This is a genomic window from Stenotrophomonas sp. TWI809, from assembly GCF_039673205.1.
GTDB lineage: Bacteria > Pseudomonadota > Gammaproteobacteria > Xanthomonadales > Xanthomonadaceae > Stenotrophomonas.
The window spans coordinates 1-19,176 of the sequence record NZ_JBDJLE010000012.1; the positions used below are offsets into that span (position 1 = coordinate 1).

At 69.4% G+C, this 19,176-nt stretch carries 12 protein-coding genes; 7 read left to right on the plus strand and 5 right to left on the minus strand.

Annotation, left to right across the window (positions count from 1 at the left end):
• Nucleotides 1–4,045: ATP-dependent helicase (locus ABE472_RS10725; protein ID WP_346466166.1), on the minus strand; the 4,045-nt coding region annotated here is incomplete at its 3' end.
• A 249-nt stretch (nucleotides 4,046–4,294) separates the two neighbouring features.
• On the opposite strand from ABE472_RS10725, the gene ABE472_RS10730 reads away from it, so the two are divergent.
• Nucleotides 4,295–6,082, plus strand: coding sequence for an FAD-binding protein (locus ABE472_RS10730; protein WP_346466167.1), 1,788 nt, complete (start codon nucleotides 4,295–4,297; stop codon nucleotides 6,080–6,082).
• 18 nt (nucleotides 6,083–6,100) lie between these two features.
• Here the strand turns inward: ABE472_RS10730 and ABE472_RS10735 are convergent, their stop codons facing one another.
• Together ABE472_RS10735 and ABE472_RS10740 are read right to left on the minus strand one after the other, a co-directional pair.
• Entirely contained in the window at nucleotides 6,101–7,294 is a 1,194-nt protein-coding gene (locus ABE472_RS10735; protein ID WP_346466168.1) for a histidinol-phosphate transaminase, read from the minus strand.
• Entirely contained in the window at nucleotides 7,291–9,966 is a 2,676-nt protein-coding gene (locus ABE472_RS10740) for a TonB-dependent receptor (protein ID WP_346466169.1), read from the minus strand. Before ABE472_RS10740 ends, ABE472_RS10735 begins: the two co-directional genes overlap by 4 nt.
• Before the next feature lie 421 nt (nucleotides 9,967–10,387).
• On the opposite strand from ABE472_RS10740, the gene ABE472_RS10745 reads away from it, so the two are divergent.
• The 6 genes from ABE472_RS10745 to ABE472_RS10770 all read left to right on the plus strand — a co-directional run bounded on the left by ABE472_RS10745 (nucleotide 10,388) and on the right by ABE472_RS10770 (nucleotide 15,475).
• Entirely contained in the window at nucleotides 10,388–12,280 is a 1,893-nt protein-coding gene (locus tag ABE472_RS10745; RefSeq protein WP_346466170.1) for a DUF885 domain-containing protein, read from the plus strand.
• Nucleotides 12,281–12,435: 155 nt separating this feature from the next.
• Nucleotides 12,436–13,218, plus strand: coding sequence for a DUF2092 domain-containing protein (locus ABE472_RS10750; protein WP_346466171.1), 783 nt, complete (start codon nucleotides 12,436–12,438; stop codon nucleotides 13,216–13,218).
• Nucleotides 13,219–13,685: 467 nt separating this feature from the next.
• Nucleotides 13,686–13,853, plus strand: coding sequence for a DUF6515 family protein (locus tag ABE472_RS10755; RefSeq protein WP_217350029.1), 168 nt, complete (start codon nucleotides 13,686–13,688; stop codon nucleotides 13,851–13,853).
• Nucleotides 13,850–14,668, plus strand: coding sequence for a hypothetical protein (locus tag ABE472_RS10760; RefSeq protein ID WP_346466172.1), 819 nt, complete (start codon nucleotides 13,850–13,852; stop codon nucleotides 14,666–14,668). Before ABE472_RS10755 ends, ABE472_RS10760 begins: the two co-directional genes overlap by 4 nt.
• Nucleotides 14,669–14,679: 11 nt before the next feature.
• Nucleotides 14,680–15,276, plus strand: a complete 597-nt coding sequence (locus ABE472_RS10765) for a YSC84-related protein (protein ID WP_346466173.1) — start codon at nucleotides 14,680–14,682, stop codon at nucleotides 15,274–15,276.
• Between the two features lie 22 nt (nucleotides 15,277–15,298).
• A complete protein-coding gene (locus ABE472_RS10770) occupies nucleotides 15,299–15,475 on the plus strand; it encodes a hypothetical protein (protein WP_167390385.1) in 177 nt (58 codons plus the stop codon).
• A 181-nt stretch (nucleotides 15,476–15,656) separates the two neighbouring features.
• Here the strand turns inward: ABE472_RS10770 and ABE472_RS10775 are convergent, their stop codons facing one another.
• Both ABE472_RS10775 and ABE472_RS10780 read right to left on the minus strand, forming a co-directional pair.
• Nucleotides 15,657–17,954, minus strand: a complete 2,298-nt coding sequence (locus tag ABE472_RS10775) for a patatin-like phospholipase family protein (protein ID WP_346466174.1) — start codon at nucleotides 17,952–17,954, stop codon at nucleotides 15,657–15,659.
• Entirely contained in the window at nucleotides 17,945–19,138 is a 1,194-nt protein-coding gene (locus ABE472_RS10780) for a BamA/TamA family outer membrane protein (protein ID WP_346466175.1), read from the minus strand. Before ABE472_RS10780 ends, ABE472_RS10775 begins: the two co-directional genes overlap by 10 nt.
• Nucleotides 19,139–19,176 lie beyond the last annotated feature (38 nt).

The following is a 19,176-nucleotide window of genomic DNA, read 5'->3' on the forward strand; positions in this document are numbered from 1 at the left end:
CGCGTCGACCGCGCCGCGAGGCGCGCGCGACCCGCGGCCGCGGCGCGCGGCCCCCGGCCATGCCGCGCAGCGGCGCCCACAGATCCGTGGCCAGGTACCCCGACCATGCCAGGCCCCACAAGGCGTCGTGCAGCTGCGCGGCGGTGATCTCCATGGGCGGGCTGCCGGCCCGCCCCCCGTGCGTGCCCACCGCGGTGACCAGCTGACGCGCGAAGTACGCGCCACCGTCGGCCAGCACCTGCAGCAGCGCATCCTGCAGCGGCGACAGCGCGGTTGCCACTGCAGGCGCGGGCAGCGTTTCTGCCGCGAATTCCTGCAGGTGCAGCGAGACCAGGCCGTCCTCCTCGCCGAGCCGCCCGTGCCCGGCCCACACCACGGTACCCGTGGCGAGCAGCGCATCGAGCATCGCCGGCGCGTAATCGACCACGCGCGCGGGCAGGATCTGCTGTTCCCACACCGACGCCGGCAGCGCCACGCCCGCCAGCAGTTCCACCACGCGCAGCACGCCGTCGATGCCTTCCAGCGCACCCGGCCCGCGGTGAGCGATGCCACGTGCAGCCTGTTCGGCATCGCTCAGCAGCCCATGCCGCTCCAGCAACAACAGGGCATAGGCGTCGCGCGCGACCGGCCGGGTCGCCTCGCGCGCCGCCTGCAGCGAGCGCACCCGCAACCGACGGAACACCGCCTCACCCACCCATTCGTGACGGGCCAGCGGCGCCGGCTCGGCGGCCGCGCCGACGGCCTCGGCATCGCGACGCGCCACACCGAAACGACCCTTGAGCAGCTTGCCCTGCGCTTCCAGCTGCGTGAGTGCCGCATCGGCCACGGCCACGCCCAATCCAAACGCGGCCGCCACCTCGGCCGTGGTGAACGGCGCATGGGTACGCGCATATCGGCCCAGCAGCTCGCCCAGCGGGTCCGATGAGGCCTGCAGGAAGGGCTCGGGGATGCCGCGCGGGAGGGTGACCCCCAGCGCATCGCGCAGCCGCGCAGCATCTTCGATGGCGGCCCAGTGCAGGCGGCCGGCGATCTGGACCTGGATCGCACGCCGCTCAGCGGCGAGATCGTGTAGATGCCCGGCAGGTTCGTCATCGACCCGCCGCAGCGCCATCGCTTCATCGGTGAGCGGGCCCAGTTCCCGCAGCAGATCGGCCGCCCCTTCCTTGCCGCGCGCACGGCGGTCGGGCGCCAGGCGCTGCAGCTCGTTGCCCACCTGCTCCACCACGGCCGCATCCAGCAGTTCGCCCAGATCGACCTGGCCGAGCAGATCGCCCAACAGGCCGCTGTCCAGTGACAGCACCGACGCACGGCGCTCGGCCAGCGGCACATCGGTGCCGTACATGAACTCGGCGACATAGCCGAACAGCAGGTTCGCCGCGAATGGCGACGGTACCTCGGTAGTGACATCGGCGATCGCCACGCGGCCGTCGGTGAGCCGCTGCATCAGCACGCCCAGCGCATCGAGATCGTAGACGTCCTGCAGGCACTCACGCGCGGTCTCGATCAGGATCGGGAACTCGGGGTAGCCCTGCGCGATGGCCAGCAGTTCACCGGCGCGCAGGCGCTGCTGCCACAGCGGCGAGCGACGACCCGGCGTGCGCCGCGGCAGCAACAGCGCGCGTGCGGCACATTCGCGGAAGCGCGCAGCGAACAGGGCCGAGCCGCCCACGGCGCGCGTGACGTCGCTGCGCAGACGCTCGGGCTCGAACAGGAACAGCTCCGCGCCCGGCAGGCGCCCCTGTGCGTCGGGCAGCCGCGCGATGATGCCGTCGTCGCTGGCGACCACTGCTGGATCCACGCCCCAGCGTTCGCGGATGCGCGCGGCCACCGCCAGCGCCCACGGATCGTGTACGCGCCGCCCATACGGCGAATGCAGCATCAGCCGCCAGTCACCGGCCTCATCGCGGCAGCGCTCCAGTACCAGCGTGCGATCGGTGGGCAGCACGCCGGTGGCCTCACGCTGTTCGGCCAGCAGGCCGGCGATGTTGGTGATCGCGTTGTCGGCCAATCCGCAGGCCTGCAGCCGCTCGCGCAGCCCGGCCGGCAGGCCCGCTTCCGCGGCACCGGCATCCAGCGCACCGATGAAGGCACCCACCGCCTCGCCCAGTTCGGCCGGGCGGCCCACGCCCTCACCGCGCCAGAACGGCAAGCGCGCCGAACGCCCCGGCGCGGGGGTTACCACGACCTGGTCATGGGTGATCTGCTCGATCCGCCACGAGGTGGCGCCCAAGGTGATCACATCGTTGACCCGTGATTCGTGGACCATCTCCTCATCGAGCTCACCGACCCGGCGCGACCCGGCACGCTCTTCGCCTTCCGGAAGCACCACACCGAACATGCCGCGGTCCGGGATGGTGCCCCCGCTGGTGACCGCCAGCTGTTTCGCGCCCGGCCGCGCGCTCAGTGCACCGGTGTCGCGGTTCCAGACCAGCCGCGGGCGGAAGCCGGCGAAATCATCGGAGGGATAACGCCCGGCCAGCATGTCCAGGGTGGCATCGAACGCGCTGCGCGGCAGCGAACGGTACGGCGCAGCGCGGCGTACGCGCGCATACCAGGCCTCCACGTCCAGTGTTTCCATCGCCGCGGCGGCCACTGTCTGCTGGGCCAGTACGTCCAGCGGGTTGCGCGGCGGATCGATCGCCTCGATCTCACCGGCCAGCATCCGCTCCACTGCCACGGACGCATCGATCAGGTCGCGCCGCGTGCGCGGGTAGACCAGGCCGGTGGAGATGCCCCCGACCTGATGGCTGGCCCGCCCCACCCGTTGCAGCGCGCTGGCGACCGAAGGTGGCGCGGCGACCTGGATCACCAGGTCGACCAGCCCCATGTCGATGCCCAGCTCCAGGCTGGAGGTCGCCACGACACAGCGCAGCTCGCCGGACTTGAGCGCCTGTTCGATCTCGCGGCGCTGTTCCTTGGAGACCGAACCATGGTGCGACCGGGCGATCAGCGCGTCCGCTCCGGCGGCCCGCCCGGCGGTGCCGCCGTTGAACGACCCGTAGTGCTCGGGGGCAGCCGCCGCCATCGATGCACGCGCCGGGAGCTTGCCACGGGCGACACGGTCGGCATGCAGTTCATTCAACCGGGCAGTCAGCTTTTCGGCCACGCCCCGTGAGTTGGCGAACACAATCGTCGAACGTCGCGCCAGCACCTGGTCCAGGATGCTGGCCTCCACATGCGGCCAGATCGAGCCGACCCGGCCCGCGGACGCGGGTGCATCGGCGGCAGCGGGATGCGGCGGAATGTCGGCCATGTCCTCGACCGGCACCACGATCCGGACCTCCAGCGCCCGCTGCGACGGCGGATGGACCACGGTGACCGGACGGTCGCCGCCGAGGAACCGCGCGACCTCCTCCACCGGGCGCACCGTGGCCGAGAGCCCGATGCGCTGCGCGGGCACCTGCAGCAGGGCATCCAGCCGCTCCAGGCTCAACGCCAGGTGGGTGCCGCGCTTGCTGCCGGCCACCGCGTGGATCTCATCGATGATCACGGTATGCACGTCGCGCAACGTCTCGCGCGCCTGTGAGGTGAGCATCAGGAACAGCGATTCGGGCGTGGTGATCAGGATGTCGGGCGGACGCCGCAGCAGCCGCGCCCGCTCTGCCGGGGTGGTGTCGCCGGTCCGGATCGCGACGGACAGGGTGACCGCCGGATCGCCACGCCGCGCACGTTCGGCGCTGACGCCCTGCAGGGGTATCTGCAGGTTGCGCTGGACATCGGCGCCGAGGGCCTTGATCGGCGAGAGATACAGCACACGGGTGCCGCGCTTCTTCGGCGCCGACGCCTCCGGCTGCGCATCGCCCGGCTGCTCATCGCTGGGAGGCTCACCGCTGCGGAACAGCTGGTCGATCGCCTGCAGGAACGCGGCGAGGGTCTTGCCCGAGCCGGTCGGCGCGATGACCAGCGTGTGCTGGCCGGCGCTGATCGCCGCCCAGGCATGGTCCTGCACGGGCGTGGGCGCAGCGAAGGCTGCCGTGAACCAATCGCGCGTGGCCGGAGTGAAGGTGGCCAGTGCGCCGGGGGCGGGGTCGTTCGAGGTGGGCATGGATCCGGATGTCATGGGACGCTCGCCCAGCGACGGCCGCGAGCGCAATGGAACCAGACTAGGGTATGCCGCGTCGGGCATCCGTCAATCGGCGCGGGACCGACGCGTCTCCGCCTGGCACCACCCGCCCCTGAGCCCCCGCCACTCGTCCCTTCATCACCCACATCCGGCCCCAGGCCAAGGCCCGCGGGCCTCTGCGGGAACACACTCGCTGGCATCGACCACGCCGCCGCCGCAGGAACGACCCTCATGAAACGACGCGATTGCCTCAAAGCCGGGCTGACCCTCCCGCTGCTGCCGATGCTGCTCAAGGCCGGCCCTGCCTTCGCAGCGATGCGTTCGAGGGTCCGGCCGGGCGCTGCGGGGTGGCCCGCTGCCGCCGAGTGGGACCGATTGTCGCGTGCGGTCGGCGGTCGGCTGTCGGTGCCGCAGTCCCCCTTCCTCGCTGACGCCGCCACCCGGGCCGCCGCGCTGGAACAGTTGCAGAATCCATTCTTCCTCGGCGATGCGCCCGCGCTCACCCAGACCAGTGGTTACTTCGGCGCGTGGCGGTCAGTGCCCAGCGCGAAGATGGTGGCCGCCGCCAACAGCGCCGAGGTGGCCGCGGCGGTGAACTTCGCCCGCACCCACCGCCTGCGCCTGGTTGTCAAAGGAGGTGGGCACAGCTATCACGGCACCTCCTGCGCGCCGGATTCGCTGCTGGTCTGGACCCGCGCGATGAACCAAGTCGAGCTGCACGATGCCTTCCTCGCCCACAACGCCCGCCCGGGCACGGCGCCGCAGCCGGCAGTCAGCGTCGGCGCCGGGGCGATGTGGATCGATGCCTACGATGCGGTCACCACCCGCGGCGGGCGCTATGTCCAGGGCGGCGGCTGCACCTCGGTGGGCGTGACCGGCCTGGTCACCGGCGGCGGCTTCGGCAGTTTCTCCAAGGCGCATGGCACGGCCGCGGCCAGCCTGCTCGAAGCCGAGATCGTCACCGCCGACGGGCAGATCCGCACCGTCAACGCCGACAACGAGCCGGACCTGTTCTGGGCCTTGAAGGGGGGCTGCGCGGCGAGTTTCGGGATCGTCACCCGGATGACGCTGCGCACCCATGACCTGCCCGATACCTTCGGCGGCGTCTCCTGCCAGATCCAGGCCAGCGACGACGCCAGCTGGCGGGCACTGGCGGCAGAGATGCTCCGCTTCTACCGCGACACGCTCTGCAACCCGCACTGGGGTGAGCAGTTCACCTTCAAGGACACGCGGCGGCTGTCGATCTCGATGGTGTTCCAGGGCATGTCGCGGGACGCCGCCGAGGCGACCTGGACGCCGTTCCTGGACTGGGTCCGCGCACGACCGGCCTATACCATCACCGAACCCTTGCAGGCACTGGCGATGCCGGCCAGAGACTTCTGGGACGCGGATTTCTTCCGCCAGCACGCCCCTGCCCTCATCGCCGAGGACACCCGCGAAGGCGCCTCCTCCCGGCACATGCTATGGAAGGGCGACCAGGGCCAGGTCGGCTGGTTCCTGCATGGCTACGCATCGGCCTGGCTGCCGTCGGGATTGTTGGACGATGCGCAGCGTGAGCAGGCGGCCGCCGCGATCTGTGCCGCCGCCGATCACATGGATGTCGGCCTGCACTGCAACAAGGGCCTGTTCGGCGCACCGGCGGCCGCGCTGGCCGCCAGCCGCGACACGGCCACCCATCCGGCGGTACTGGACGCCTTCGCGCTGGCGATCATCGGCAATGCCAGCGGGCCGGTGTATCCGGGCCTGGGCCGGACCGTGGATGAGCCCCGGGCAGGCCGGGGCGCCTTGAACGTGGCGCGCGCCTACCAGGCCCTGAGCGTGGTGGCGCCCTCGGCCCCGGCCTATGTCTCGGAGAGCGACTACTTCCAGCAGGACTGGCAGCAGGCGTTCTGGGGGCCGAACTACCCACGGCTGCAGGCCGCCAAGCGCCGCTACGATCCGCAGGGCCTGTTCGTGATCCATCACGGCGTGGGCAGCGAGGACTGGAGCGCGGACGGCTTCGAGCGCATCGGCGGCTGACGGCGCGTCGGGCAACATCTACGCCGCCGCTCCACCCTGGGCCTTGCCCAGCTGGGCGAGCACGCTGCGCAACGCCTGCTGCGCACGCCGGTTCTCCGCCGGCGTGCCGAGGGTGATCCGTACCCAGGTGTCATACGGGGCGAACACCCGGGCGATGCGCACGCCCTGTTGCAGCAGCCCGGCGGCGACGACTGCATGGGGGTGCCCGGTATCGACGAACACGAAATTGCCGGCCGCTTCAGTCGAGCGCAGGCGCAGCCCGCTCAGGACCTGCTGCCAGTGCTGCCGCTCCGCCGCCACGCTGCGCCGGACCTGGGCCACGTGGGCGGGATCGGCGAGTGCCGCCGATGCAGCGGCCAGCGACAACTGGTTCTGCGCGTGCGCGCCGCCGACGCCGCGCTGGCGCAGTGCCTCGGCGAGCGCCACAGGCACCAGCGCATACCCGACCTGCAGCCCGGCCAGCGCATGGATCTTGCCCAGCGTGCGGAACACCACCACGTTCTGGCCCTGCCGCAGCAGCCGCACCGCGCTCAACGTGGCGGCATCCTCGCGGTAGTCGAGGTACGCCTCGTCGACGATCACCCGCGTGCGCGCCTGCGCGGCGCTCACGAAACGATCGAACTCGGCCCCGGGGCTCAGCGTGCCGGACGGGTTGTGCGGATTGACCACGAACAGCGCGCGGGTATCCGGCGCGATCGCCGCCAGCAATGCGGGCAGATCATTTTCCAGCTGCGCGTTCAACGGCACTTCCACGGCCCGGCCGCCAAAGGGCCTGGCCGCATCCACCAGGGCGCCATACCCGGGCACGCTGTAGATGAAACCGCCCGCGCCCTGGCTCAGCGCAAGATGCTGGCCCAATGCTTCGAGCACTTCACCGACGATGACCTGTTCGGGCGCGACCCCTTCCAGCGTGGCGATCTGGCCCTGCAACGCCTGCAGCTGCGCGGCGCTGACATACCGCGGCGCCTCCGCCAGCGCACGCTGTACCGCGGGCCCGACCCGAGGTGACGGGCCGTAGCTGCTCTCATTAAGATCCAGCCGCAGCAGGTCCGTGGTTCGGCCGGCGGCCGTCACGGCGGCCGGCGCGGGCGGCGCAGCGGATCCAGCGGCCGGCGCCAGCGCGACCGCTGCGGCACTGGTCAGCCCGGCACGCAGCCAGTGGCGGCGCTGCGGGTCGGCAGGCAGGTGGCCTGCAGTCGTAGAACGGGTCATTGGAAACGGGCCTCCAGGCGTGCGTAGTAGTAGGTGCCACTCCAACCGAACGGCGACAGCTCGCTGTACGGGAACACGCCAAAGGTATCCGCGCCGGAGACCTGCGGGGTGGTCGCGATGTTGCGCGTCGGATAGGTGTTGAACAGATTGTTCGCGCCCAGCACGACAGTGACCGTGTCGGTGGCGCGGAAGGCGATGTCCAGATCGGTGACCCAGCGCGCCTCCAGTTTCTGGACCACGTCGACATTGCCAGCACTACCCGCTTCGGTCGGCAGCGTACGGAACCGGGTCGAACCCTGCGCGAAGGCGGCGACATTGGCCGCGCTCTGGTTGGTTGCCGCCACCCCTTCGATCTCACCGTAGCGGTGCGTGCCCAGGTGGATGCCCCAGCGGCCGACATCCCAGCCCAGCGCGACGGTCAGATTGTCGCGCGGCTGGCCTTTCTCCACGCGGGTGCGCTCGGTGACATCGAACAACGGCGTGCGCACGCCGAGCGCGGTGAGCTGCGCCGGGGTCGAGGCGACATGGGTCAGCTCGGTCTTGTTGCGGTTGTACGCGACGGTCGCGGTGAGCCTGCCATAGTCCGCCAGCTCCCAGCGGTAGCGCGCCGAGGCGTCCACGCCGGTGGTACGGGTATCGGCGGCGTTGCTGAAGTAGCGCACGCTGGTCACGCCCGGCGAGCCCAGCGCGGCCAGGTAGTCACGGATCGCGGTCGACCCGGCCGCATCAACGAAGTTGCTGGAGAGGAAGATCCGGTCGTCGATGTCGATCCGGTACACATCCACCGATGCGCTCAGCCCACCGATGCCCCAGGTGAGGCCCGCCGTGACATTGGTCGCCTGCTCCGGCTCCAGCGAGCGCGCCCCCAGGGCACGCGCTTCCACCGTATCCACCGGTGCGGTGCGCACCAGCACATACTCGGGCACCCCGGTCACCGCGTTGTTGAGCGTGCGGCTGCTGGTCGAACTGAAGTACTGCTGGGCCAAGGCCGGCGCATGGAAGCCGGTGCTGACCGAGGCCCGCACCGCCACCCCGCCGTCGAGCTGGTAGCGCAGGGCCAGCTTGCCATTGGTGGTGCTGCCGAAATCGCTGTAGTCCTCCCAGCGCCCGGCCAGCGAGACCAGGAAGCGATCGGTCACATCGGTTTCCGCTTCGGCGTAGGCCGAGACGTTGTGACGGTGATGGTTGCCGGCGTCCGCCGGCTGGATGCCCGCGAAGCCCTGCGAGCCGATCGTCGGCACCGCGCCGGCCGAGGGGCCATCAAGCACCCGCGCCGGCCCCCAAACGTATGCGTTCAGCTCACCGGGTGAAATGCCGTAGGTATCGCGGCGGAACTCTGCCCCGAGCGCCAGCCGCAGCGGTGCATGCCAGCCCAGCTCGATGCTGTTGTTGGCATCCAGATTGGTGGTCCACTGCGAGGCCTCCAGCGCACCGTTGTAGAACGCGGTGGGGCTGGCCGCACCCAGCGTGGCGTTGAGCGTGTTGCGGGTGCGGTAGACCAGCTTGTTGCGGCCGTAGACGCTGCTCAGGTCCCAGTGCCAGTCGCCGAGCAGACCTTTGATGCCTGCGCCGAGCGAGGCGTTGGTGCTCTGGGTATCGACCCACGGCAGGAACCCGTCCGGGTAGATCGCGCGCACGTTCTCGACCTGGCCGGCGCGGCGCAGGGAGGCGTTGGAACTGCCCTCGCTTACTCCGTAGCCGCCAAAGGCATACGCCTCCAATCCTTCAGCCCAGGCGAGCGGCTTGCGCAGGTTGCCGAACACGGTCTTTTCCACGGTGTCGGCCGAGTCGGCGAAGCGCCACAGGGCATCGCGGTCGATGGTGGCTTCGCGTGGGTCGGCCACGGCACCCGCCGCCGCGCCCCCGATCGGTGCCAGGCCGGTGCCGGAGCCGAAGGTGCCCGACGGCGCCACCGGCGCACCGTTGCGACCGATCCCGAAGTACTGCTGACGTGTATCGGGCAGGGCGCGGTTGGCGGCCTTGCGATCACGATAGTCCCAGGTGAGGTGCAGACCGCCGCCGTCGGCAAAGGCCACGCCGGTGTCCAGGGCGACGGCGGTGGTGCCACCGCCGCCATCGCGGGTGGTGCCGCGGCTGACCCGCCCTTCGAAGCCGGCATCCTCGCGCAGCACGATGTTGATCACCCCGGCAATGGCATCGGAACCGTACTGGGCTGACGCGCCATCACGCAGCACTTCGATCCGCTCGATCGCACTCACCGGGATCGCATTGAGATCGGTCGAGACCGCGCCTTTGCCCACCGTCCCGCCGGTATTCACCCATGCACTGGCATGCCGCCGCTTGCCGTTGACCAGCACCAGGGTCTGATCCGGCGACAGCCCGCGCAGCGTTGCCGACCGGATATGCGTGTTGCCGTCCGGTGTGGTCGGGTGCGGGAAGTTGAACGAGGGCAACAGCGACTGCAGGATCTGGCTGATATCGGTATAGCCGCTGCTGCGGATGTCCTGCGCGCCCAGCACATCGATCGGCACCGGCGATTCGAGCACGGTGCGGGCCTGGGTGCGGTTACCCAGGACGGTGAGCTGGTCGAGCTGGGTGACCGCGGGCGCACTTGCCGCGGTTTGAGCATGCACCGGAACGGCGGTGAACAGGCTGGCAAGCACGGCGACGGACAGGCGGCGACGTCGCAGCGCGGTGGTGCGAGGATTCATGACAACTCCGAAGAGATCGGGCATCACGCCCGAGGAAGACGATGGAACAGCGCAGGCGGTACGTCAGCGGCGACATCGCCGTGGCAGATTCGAAGCAGGCAAGACACGTCCCCAGGTGACCCTGCCGGACATGTTGCAAACTTGTTGCAGAGCGTCAATCGGTGCGGACACGTGCATTCGCGCCGGGCTGCTCAGGTGGGTAACGAGCGCGGGGCAAGTCACTGATTTCATTCGGCGCGGCCAACGGCGTCGCACCGAGGTCCTTACTTCCGGGCATATCCAGATAGCCAACCGTGCGCGACCGGCAGTGCCTGTACCCTGCCCGCATCTGCCCGCCTGCGCAGACATGACAATCCGCAGGTGCAGCCGCACCCGTGCAGGCGTAGCCTGCCCGCAGCCTGCCGCCAACGGAGATCGCCCCGTGATTACGACCTCGCCTGCCCGCCGTGTTCCTGTCCTGCTCGCACTGGCCATCGCCGGCGCACTGCTGCTGCCGCGAGCCGACGCACATGCGCAGGCCCCGTCCACGGCGAGCACACCGGCCACCCCCTCGTTCAATGCCCTGCTCGATGCGCAGACGATGGCCGCGATCAACGCCGATCCGGAACTGCGCACGATGCTCGGCATCAGCGACGATGCAGGCGGTGATCTGTCCGGCCAGCTGACCGACGTCTCGCTGGCCCGGCGCGAGATCAACCGCCGCTTTCTTGTCGACAACCTGGCGCAGATCCGTGCCTGGAAAGGTGCACCGCTGGATCCGCAGCAACGCCTCAGCGACGGCCTGGCGCGCTGGTTCTACCAGACCCAGATCGATCTGATGGCCGTGCCATGGGCCGCGGCCTGGTTGCCGGTCGGCGGCAGCACCTACGCGATCGACCAGTTGTTCAGCCTGCCGGTCAACCTGCCGCAGTTCATGGACAACCAGCATGCGGTGACCGACGACACCAGCGCCCGCCGCTACATTGAACGGCTCCAGGCGATGGGCACCAAGCTGGACCAGGTCCGCGCCAACGTCGACATGCAGGCCCAACAGGGCGTGGTGCCGCCGGCGGTTGCGCTGGAAGGGGCGGCCAACCAGTACCGTGCCCTGCTGAAACCGGCGCCGCAGGACAGCCTGTGGGTGCAGTCGTTGCAGCGCAAGCTGGACAAGGTCCCGTCCATCCCGGCGGCCCGGCGCGCTGAACTGATCGCGCAGGCCACCGCTGCGGTGCGAGACGCGGTGAACCCGGGGTATCAACGCCTGCTCGACAACGTGCAGGCCACGCTGGCGACCCATCCCGGCAACAACGGTGTGTGGGCACTGCCCGAGGGCAAGGCCTACTACGATGCCGCGCTGCGCTGGTATACCAGCACCGACCTGGATGCCGATGCGATCCACCAGATCGGCCTGCGCGAAGTGGCGCGGCTGGACACGGCGATGGATGACCGCCTGAAGCAGCTGGGCCTGCGCGAGGGCAGCGTGGCCGCCCGCATCGAACAGCTACGCAAGGACCCGCGCTACCTGTATGAGGACAGCGACGCCGGCCGCAGGCAGCTGATCGGCGACATCGAACAGCGCCTGCGTGATCTTGATCCGATCCTGCCGACCTACTTCGGCCATCTGCCGACGCAGGAGCTGCTGGTTCAACCGGTACCCGCGCACATGCAGACCACTTCGCCCGGCGGCTACTATTACCCACCGGCGATGGACGGCTCGCGGCCGGGCACCTTCTTCATCAACCTGGGCGATATCACCTCCAATACGCGCTGGAGCATTCCCACCCTCACCTATCACGAGGGCTCGCCGGGGCATCATTTCCAGATCTCGATCGGCCAGACCCTGACCGCGCTGCCGATGCTCCGCCGCAGTCTCAATCCCAGCGCCTTCAGCGAAGGCTGGGCACTGTATGCCGAACAGCTGATGGCCGAGACCGGCGTGTACCGCGACGACCCCGCCGGTGATCTGGGCCGCCTGCAGGCCGAGATGTTCCGCTCGGTGCGGCTGGTGGTCGACACCGGCCTGCATCGCAAACGATGGACCCCCGAGCAGGCCATCGCCTACATGCAGGACAAGACCGGCATGACCCCGGCGGATGTGCGCATCGAGGTTTACCGCTACCTGGTGCAGCCCGGTCAGGCCGCCTCCTACAAGATGGGCCAACTGCGGCTGTTGGAACTGCGCGAGCAGGCACGCCGGGAGCTGGGCGACCGCTTCGACATCCGTGCGTTCCACGACCTGATCCTGGGCAACGGCGCCATGCCGATGACGGTGGTCAGCCAGGCCGTGGACGCCTGGATCGCCGCCGGCGGACCGGCCTCCACCCGCACCCCCTGAGCCCACCACGCAGGCACCGGCGCGATGCCGGTGCCTGCGTATAAATACCTAGCGACTTACCGTGTAACTCCGGTTGTCCGTCGCGTGGGCGGTGCGCAGAGTGTCAGCAGGGTCGGCCCGTCGCGCGCCCCACTGACGACACTCTGGAGACTGTCATGCCGCGCACCTCATCGAGCCTGCTGTTGGCGCTGGTCCTGGCCGGCCCCCTGCTGCTGCTTCCTCCTCCGCTGGCGGCGCAGCCCGCGGCGGCCAGCGTTGATGCCCAGGCCGTACAGGCACTCACCCGCATGGGCGCAGCCCTGCGCGCGCTGCCGCACTTCACTCTCAACGCCACCACCAGCACCGAGTACGTGCTCGATGATGGCCAGAAGATCGCCCTGCCGGGCACCGTCGCGTATCGCGTGCTGGGACCGGACCACTTCTTCGTGGAGATACAGAGCGAGGACCAGCACCGCCAGCTGTTCTACGACGGCAAGGCGCTGACGATCTACTCGCCGCGGCTCAAGTACTACGCCACGCTGGATGGCCTGAACAAGAGCAGCCAGGCGCTGTTGACCGAATCGGCGACGACGTATGGCATCGAGTTGCCGCTGGCGGATCTGTTCCTGTGGGGCACGCCGGCGTTTCCGACCGATCAGCTGCAGTCCGCGCTGCGCATCGGCAGCGCCCGCATCGGTGGCGAGGCAACCCAGCACTACGCCTTCCGGCAACCCGGGGTGGATTGGCAGGTCTGGATTTCCGACGCGACCCACCTGCCCCGCCAGCTGGCGATCACCAGCCATAGCGACCCCGCGTTGCCGACCTACCAGGCCACGTTGAACTGGGATACGCGGCGCGCGGTGACCGCCAGGGAGTTGGCGTTCGATCCCAAGGGCGCGACGAAGATCGTGTTCGTACCGGTCGCGCTGGCCGTACAGACCACTGACGGGGAGAACTGAGCATGGACCGTTCCGCTTGCCTGCGCGCCACGCTGGCCCCGGCCCTGATGACCCTGATGCTCGGCGCCGCGCTGCTGCCTGCCGACGCCGACGCGCGCCCCGGGCTGCGCGGCTTTGCCCATCCCTCGATCGCCCATGCCGGCGGCTTCGGCGGCGGCGGTCTGCCTCATGGAGGCGGCGGGTTCGCGCCGCACCCGCCGGGGCCTGGCCCCGCCCCGCATCCAGGTCCGGGCCCGCGCCCGGAGCCCGGCCCGCATCCTGGCCCAGGTCCCGGTCCCCACCCTGCTCCGGGGCCGGGTCCCGGCCCGGGACCTCATCCTCCAGGTCCTGGACCAGGCCCAGGCCCTGGCCCTGGACCTGGACCCGGTCCTGGCCCCGGGCCGCATCCGCCCGGGCCACCCCCTCCGCCGCCCCCGCCGCCGTACTGGGACCATCCGTTCTGGGACGCCGCCGCGTTCACCGCAGGCGTGGCCGTCACGTCGGCCGTGATCGGCTCGGTGGTGTACTCCTTGCCGGTGGACTGCAGCACGGTCGTCGTCAATGGCATCGGCTACCAGCAGTGCGACAACGCCTGGTATCAGCCGCGCTATGCGGGCACGACGGTGCAGTACATCGTCGTGGATGCGCCGCGATGAGGTGTCGGCGGCATCGGGCCTGGCTGGCGCTGCTCGCCCTGCTGGGTGCCGCGCCCCTCGCCGCGCAGCAGGCGCCGGCCGGATCGGCGTCCTCCGACGACATCGCACGCAAGCTGGCCGATCCCGGTGCGGCGCTGATCTCCGTGCCGTTCCAGTACAACTACCAAGGCTCGGTCGGGCCTGGCGGCGACGCGCACAACCAGCAGTTGAAGATCCAGCCGGTGATTCCGTTCGTCGGCGACAGCGGCAAGTTCATCCTGCGCCCGATCCTGCCGCTGAGCTGGAACCAGTTTCCGCAGGACAAACACGGCACCGGCGATCTGTTCGTGCAGGGGTATTACATCCCCAAGACCGCGGCGGAAGCGCATGGCACCGAATTCGGCTACGGCTTCGCCGCGCTGCTGGACACCGCTTCGCACGACAGTCTGGGCACGGGCAAGTACTCGCTCGGCCCGGCCTTCATCCTGGTCCACAAGACCAAGGCGTGGACCGTCGGCGCACTGGCCAACCATGTCTGGTCCGTTGCCGGCGATGACGACCGCGAGGATGTCAGCAGCACCAGCGTGCAGCCGTTCGTGACCCGCAACCTGCCCGGTGGCTGGTCACTCAGTGTCACCTCGGAAACCAATTACAACTGGAAGGCGGCCAGCGGCGATGCCTGGACGGTACCGCTGGGTGCCACCGTCTCCAAAGTGCTCAGGCTCGGGCATACCCCGATCAGCATCGGTGTCGGCGGCTTCTACAACGTGGACCGGCCGCAGTACGCCAGTCGCTGGACCGGCCGGTTGATCGTGACCCTGGTCTTTCCCGAATGAGGCTGCTTCCCATGAACCGTTCTCTTCTTGTCGGCACCGCCCTGATCCTGCTGGGCGTGGCCCCCCTCGGCTGCAGCACCTCCACGCCCGCACGCAGTGACGCACCGCCCTCCACCGAAAAGATCGAGGCGCAGAACCAGGCGCGTACCGCCACCGCCGCAGTGCTCTCGCGGTTGTATGCCGCGCAGCCCGGTGCACGCCAGGCCGTGGAGCAATCGGCGGGTTACGCGGTCTTCCGCAGCTTCGGGGTCAAGGTATTGATTGCCGGCGGCGGCGGCGGGCATGGTGTGGCCATCGACAACCGCAGCGGCCGCGAGACCTTCATGCGCATGGTCGAGATCCAGGCGGGCCTGGGCTTTGGCGCCAAGACCTTCGACCTGGTCTGGGTCTTCAAGACGCCCGAGGCGTACCAGGACTTCATCACCCGCGGCATCGAGATCGGCGGCCAGGCAACGTTGGCAGCGAAAGTGGACAGGGCCGGCGGTGGACTCACCGGCGCGGTGCAGATTTCCGAGAACGTCTGGGTGTACCAGATGACCGAAAGCGGCCTGGCGGCGGAGCTGACCGTCAAAGGCACCCGCTACTACCCCGACAAGACATTGAACTGAGCCAGCAGGCCAAGGAGTTCCCATGCATGGCCATCCGCTGGTCTGGATCGTCAGCCTGTTCGTGCTGCCCCTGGTGGCGGCGCTGGTGCTGAGCCTGTTCGTCCGCCACCGCGGCATCAGTGCCAATGCGGTGCTGGCCTGGTTCGTGATCGTGTGCTGGTGCGGGGCGCTCGGGGTAATTCTCTCGCAGGTGTGGTGACCCGCGCTGCCGGCCAGCGGCCGGCACTACCTGTGCATTGCGTGTTCGCCCTGCCCGCGCTGCCGGCCAGCGGCCGGCACTACCTGTGCATTGCGTGTTCGCCCTGCCCGCGCTGCCGGCCAGCGGCCGGCACTACCCAGGCAGGCGAGCACCCCACGGTTGTGCCGGCCGCTGGCCGGCATCACAGCGATTGCCCCAGCTCGATGAAGAGCACGTTCTCGCCGCCTTCGCGGAATCCCATGCCGAAGATCAGCGGGCCGACCCACGAATCGAAGCCGAGGAATACGCTGCCGTTCCAGATGCCGTCGCTCAGTGACATGTCGCTGCGCCGCTGCCAGGCATTGCCGTACTCCACCGTGCCCCCGACCTGCGCCGAGCGGCCCAACAGCTTGCCCAGCTCATAGGTATAGCCGGCGAACCCGAGCGCATAGTCCTGGCCAGTCAACTGGTTGTGCTGGAACCCGGCCAGCCGCCAGCGCCCACCGAGGCGGTAGAGGTTCTGCACCGGCGCCGTGCCCGACGCGGTCACGTGATAGCGCAGCCCCAGCTGCAGCGCATGCTTGCCAAACGATCTGGCGGCCACGGCATCCAGATCGATCTGCCCGAAGCGGGCATCTGCGCCGAGGCTCGGGCTGGACTGGTACGTCCCCGCCGTGACGAGATAGCCATCGCGCGGGAAGTACACGCTGTCGATATCGTCCAGGGTCGCCTGCGCGATCCACGCGCCCTCGTCGAAGTTCACCCGCGGAATGGTGGGGTCGCCCACTTCCACCTCCGCATTGCCGGTATACCGCTGCACGCCGACCGACAGCGCCAGCACATTGGACACATTGCGGAACACGGCCAGCGTCGCACCGGTACGACGCACGCGATAGCGCGCGATCTTGTCGCCGGCATCGTCGTAGAGATTGAAGCTGCGGGTCTGGAACCCGCCGCCCGCCTGGAAGGCGTAACGATCGTGCAGATCGAACGGATGATAGTACTGGCCGGTCAGACCCGGCTCGCTGCCGATCTGCAGGGCGATACGCGCTTCGGCACCGTAGGGCGACAGCGGCGAGAACAGCAGGCCGGCGCGCAGGTTGCTTTCGTGGTTGCCTTCCAGATCGTTGCTCAGGCTGAGCCCGGCTTCCAGGTACACCGGTCCGTTGGGCTTGGCATACGCGGACACCACCACGCCGGTGCGTCCGTCACGCTCCTTGACCTCATAGTTGATGCTGGCCAGCGTTCCCATGCCGTAGGCGCGCAGTACACCGGCCTGCATCGCCTCGATATCCAGCGGCGCGCCGACGTGGACCGGGAGATAGGACAGCAGCAGCGCATCGGCATAGCCGGTGTGGTTGTCGACCTCGACAAAGTCGATGGTGGCCGGTGCCACCGGATGCGTGCGACCGGCACGCTGGGCGGCCAGTCGGGTGTACTCCTGCGGCGCCTGCGCGAACGCCTGCAGCGCCGGCGCGGCCTGGTCGGCGGCGAGCTGGCCGATCCGCAACGCCTCGGGCGCCTTGTCGAAATCGCCGGTGGCCACCTTGCCGGTCAGATCGGGCGAGATCAGCAGATCCTGCGCGCCCAGACTGTCCAGTTGTGCCTGCGCGCTGCGGGTGGTCAGGAAGCCGCTCAGCTGGCTGATCACATCCACCAGGCTGGCGTCGCGATCCAGCGCGCTCAAGGGCGTGCCGACGTCCACCGCGATGACCCGGTCGGCCCCCATCGCGCGCACCACGTCGATCGGCACCTGGTTGGACAGGCCGCCATCAAGCAGCACGTGCCCGTCGATCACCACCGGCCGGAAGATGCCCGGCAAGGACATGCTCGCGCGCATCGCCATCGGCAGGCTGCCTTCGGCCAGCACCACCGGCATGCCGGTATTGATGTCGGTGGCGACCGCCCGGAACGGGATCGGCAGGTCATCGAAGCGGCCATTGACCCGGCCGCCGCCGGTGGCGCGCTCGAACAGGGCGATCAGCTTTTCGCCCTCGGAGACCCCCCCGGCCAGTGCCACCGCCTTGCCCTCGCCGCCGAGCCCGATGCCGATCGGTGCCAGCTGTGCGTAATCGTCGGCCTTGCGCCGCAGCGAGCGCTCACGGCGTGGCAGGGTGTCGGTGAACAGGCTCAGCCATTCGGTGCTCAGCACCAGCTGCTCGATCTGCTCGGGCGTGGAGCCGGACGCGTACAAGGCACCGACCAGCGCGCCAGCACTGGTACCGGCGATGCAGTCCACCGGAATATGCAGCGCCTCCAGCTGCTTGAGGATGCGCACGTGTGCGATACCGCGTGCGCCGCCGCCGCCCAGCGCCAGCCCGATCCGTGGCCGGGTGTCACCCGGGCCGCGCACGCCGCAGTGGTCTGCCTGGCCTGCGGGCGCGGCAGCGACCACCGGTTCGGCAGCCTGCAGCGGCGACACGGCGACACTGGCGCACAGCCACGCCACTGCGAGCGCCGAGGCGCGCGACGCCGGGTGCCCGGGGCGTTTCAGCGCCACGCGCTGCCGACCTGGATGTAGAACGTGTCGTCTTCCGGGCCCCACGCATAGTCCACGCCGACATGCATGCCCAGCTGGCGGGCGATCAGATAGCGCACGCCGGCGCCTTTCGACACCTGGCTGGCGCCGTCGCTGAAACTGTTGTGCCGGCCCCAGGTGCGCCCCGCACCAACGAAGCCGATCAGCGCCCAGCGCTGGGTCATGTTCCAGCGCAGCTCACTCTCCAGCACCGCAGCCCGCGTGTCCTGGTAACGCGCCGAGCCGATGCCGCGCAGGTCGATGTAGGGCAGTCGATAGAACGGAATGTCACCGTTGGCCCAGCGGGCATCCGCGCGCGCGCCGAGCACGAAATGCCTGCCCATCGGCCAGTAACCGAAGGCATGCCCGCGATAGCTCTGGAAACTGGCATCGCTGCCGATCCCCGGCAGATACGCGTTGCCTTCGATCATGCCAAGCCAGCCACTGGAAGGCGTGAACGGGTTGTCGCGCGAATCGTACTCCAGCGACAGGCCCAGCCCGGAGCTGCGCTTGGACAGTTCGTGTGGCTGGAAACGATCGCGGTCGGAGGCGACATCGAAGCCGATATCCAGATCCATGTAGATCCAGGCCAGGCCGACATAGAGATTGCGGTCACCCAGGCGCCGGAAGCCCTGCTGGAAGGACATCAGGCCGTCCATGTTGTAGTCGATCTTCTGCGCGGGCAGCACCGTGCCGGGCGTATAGAAGCCCAGGTTGAACGACGCTTTGGCCACGCCGCCGCGGTAGCGCCAACGGTCATCGTCGAAGTGCAGCGAGGCGCCCACGCCATACGCTTCGCTGCCGTTGGAGGTGCGCATGGCCCCACCGCCGTAGATGTCCGGCGTAACCATCTTCGGGGCACCGTCCTCGCCCGTCGCCCCCGAGGACGGTGGGCGGTGGAAGAACGCCAGCGCCACGCCACCGCCGTTGCCGACGGCCGGATCGGTGACGATGATCGGAACCGGCAGAAAGCCGCGGTGCTCCAGCAACCAGCGCGACATGTCGAACCGGCCGTCTTCGGCGTCACGGAACAGGGACGCCCGTGGCGCCGGAGCGGCCGCGGGCGCCGGCGCAGGCGATGGAGCGGCGGGCTGCTGGGCAATCGCGGCGCAGGGCGTGAGCACGCCCAACAGCGAGAGCAGGCGTACGGCATGGCCGATCGACACGGGGGCACCTCGGGGATGGGAAGCCAAGTGCGCGGGCC

Coding starts and splice junctions, on each gene's coding strand:
- ABE472_RS10730 (WP_346466167.1), top strand. CDS start 4,295: ATGAAACGACGCGATTGCCTCAAAGCCGGGCTGACCCTCCCGCTGCTG.
- ABE472_RS10735 (WP_346466168.1), bottom strand. CDS start 7,294: ATGACCCGTTCTACGACTGCAGGCCACCTGCCTGCCGACCCGCAGCGC.
- ABE472_RS10740 (WP_346466169.1), bottom strand. CDS start 9,966: ATGAATCCTCGCACCACCGCGCTGCGACGTCGCCGCCTGTCCGTCGCC.
- ABE472_RS10750 (WP_346466171.1), top strand. CDS start 12,436: ATGCCGCGCACCTCATCGAGCCTGCTGTTGGCGCTGGTCCTGGCCGGC.
- ABE472_RS10760 (WP_346466172.1), top strand. CDS start 13,850: ATGAGGTGTCGGCGGCATCGGGCCTGGCTGGCGCTGCTCGCCCTGCTG.
- ABE472_RS10765 (WP_346466173.1), top strand. CDS start 14,680: ATGAACCGTTCTCTTCTTGTCGGCACCGCCCTGATCCTGCTGGGCGTG.
- ABE472_RS10770 (WP_167390385.1), top strand. CDS start 15,299: ATGCATGGCCATCCGCTGGTCTGGATCGTCAGCCTGTTCGTGCTGCCC.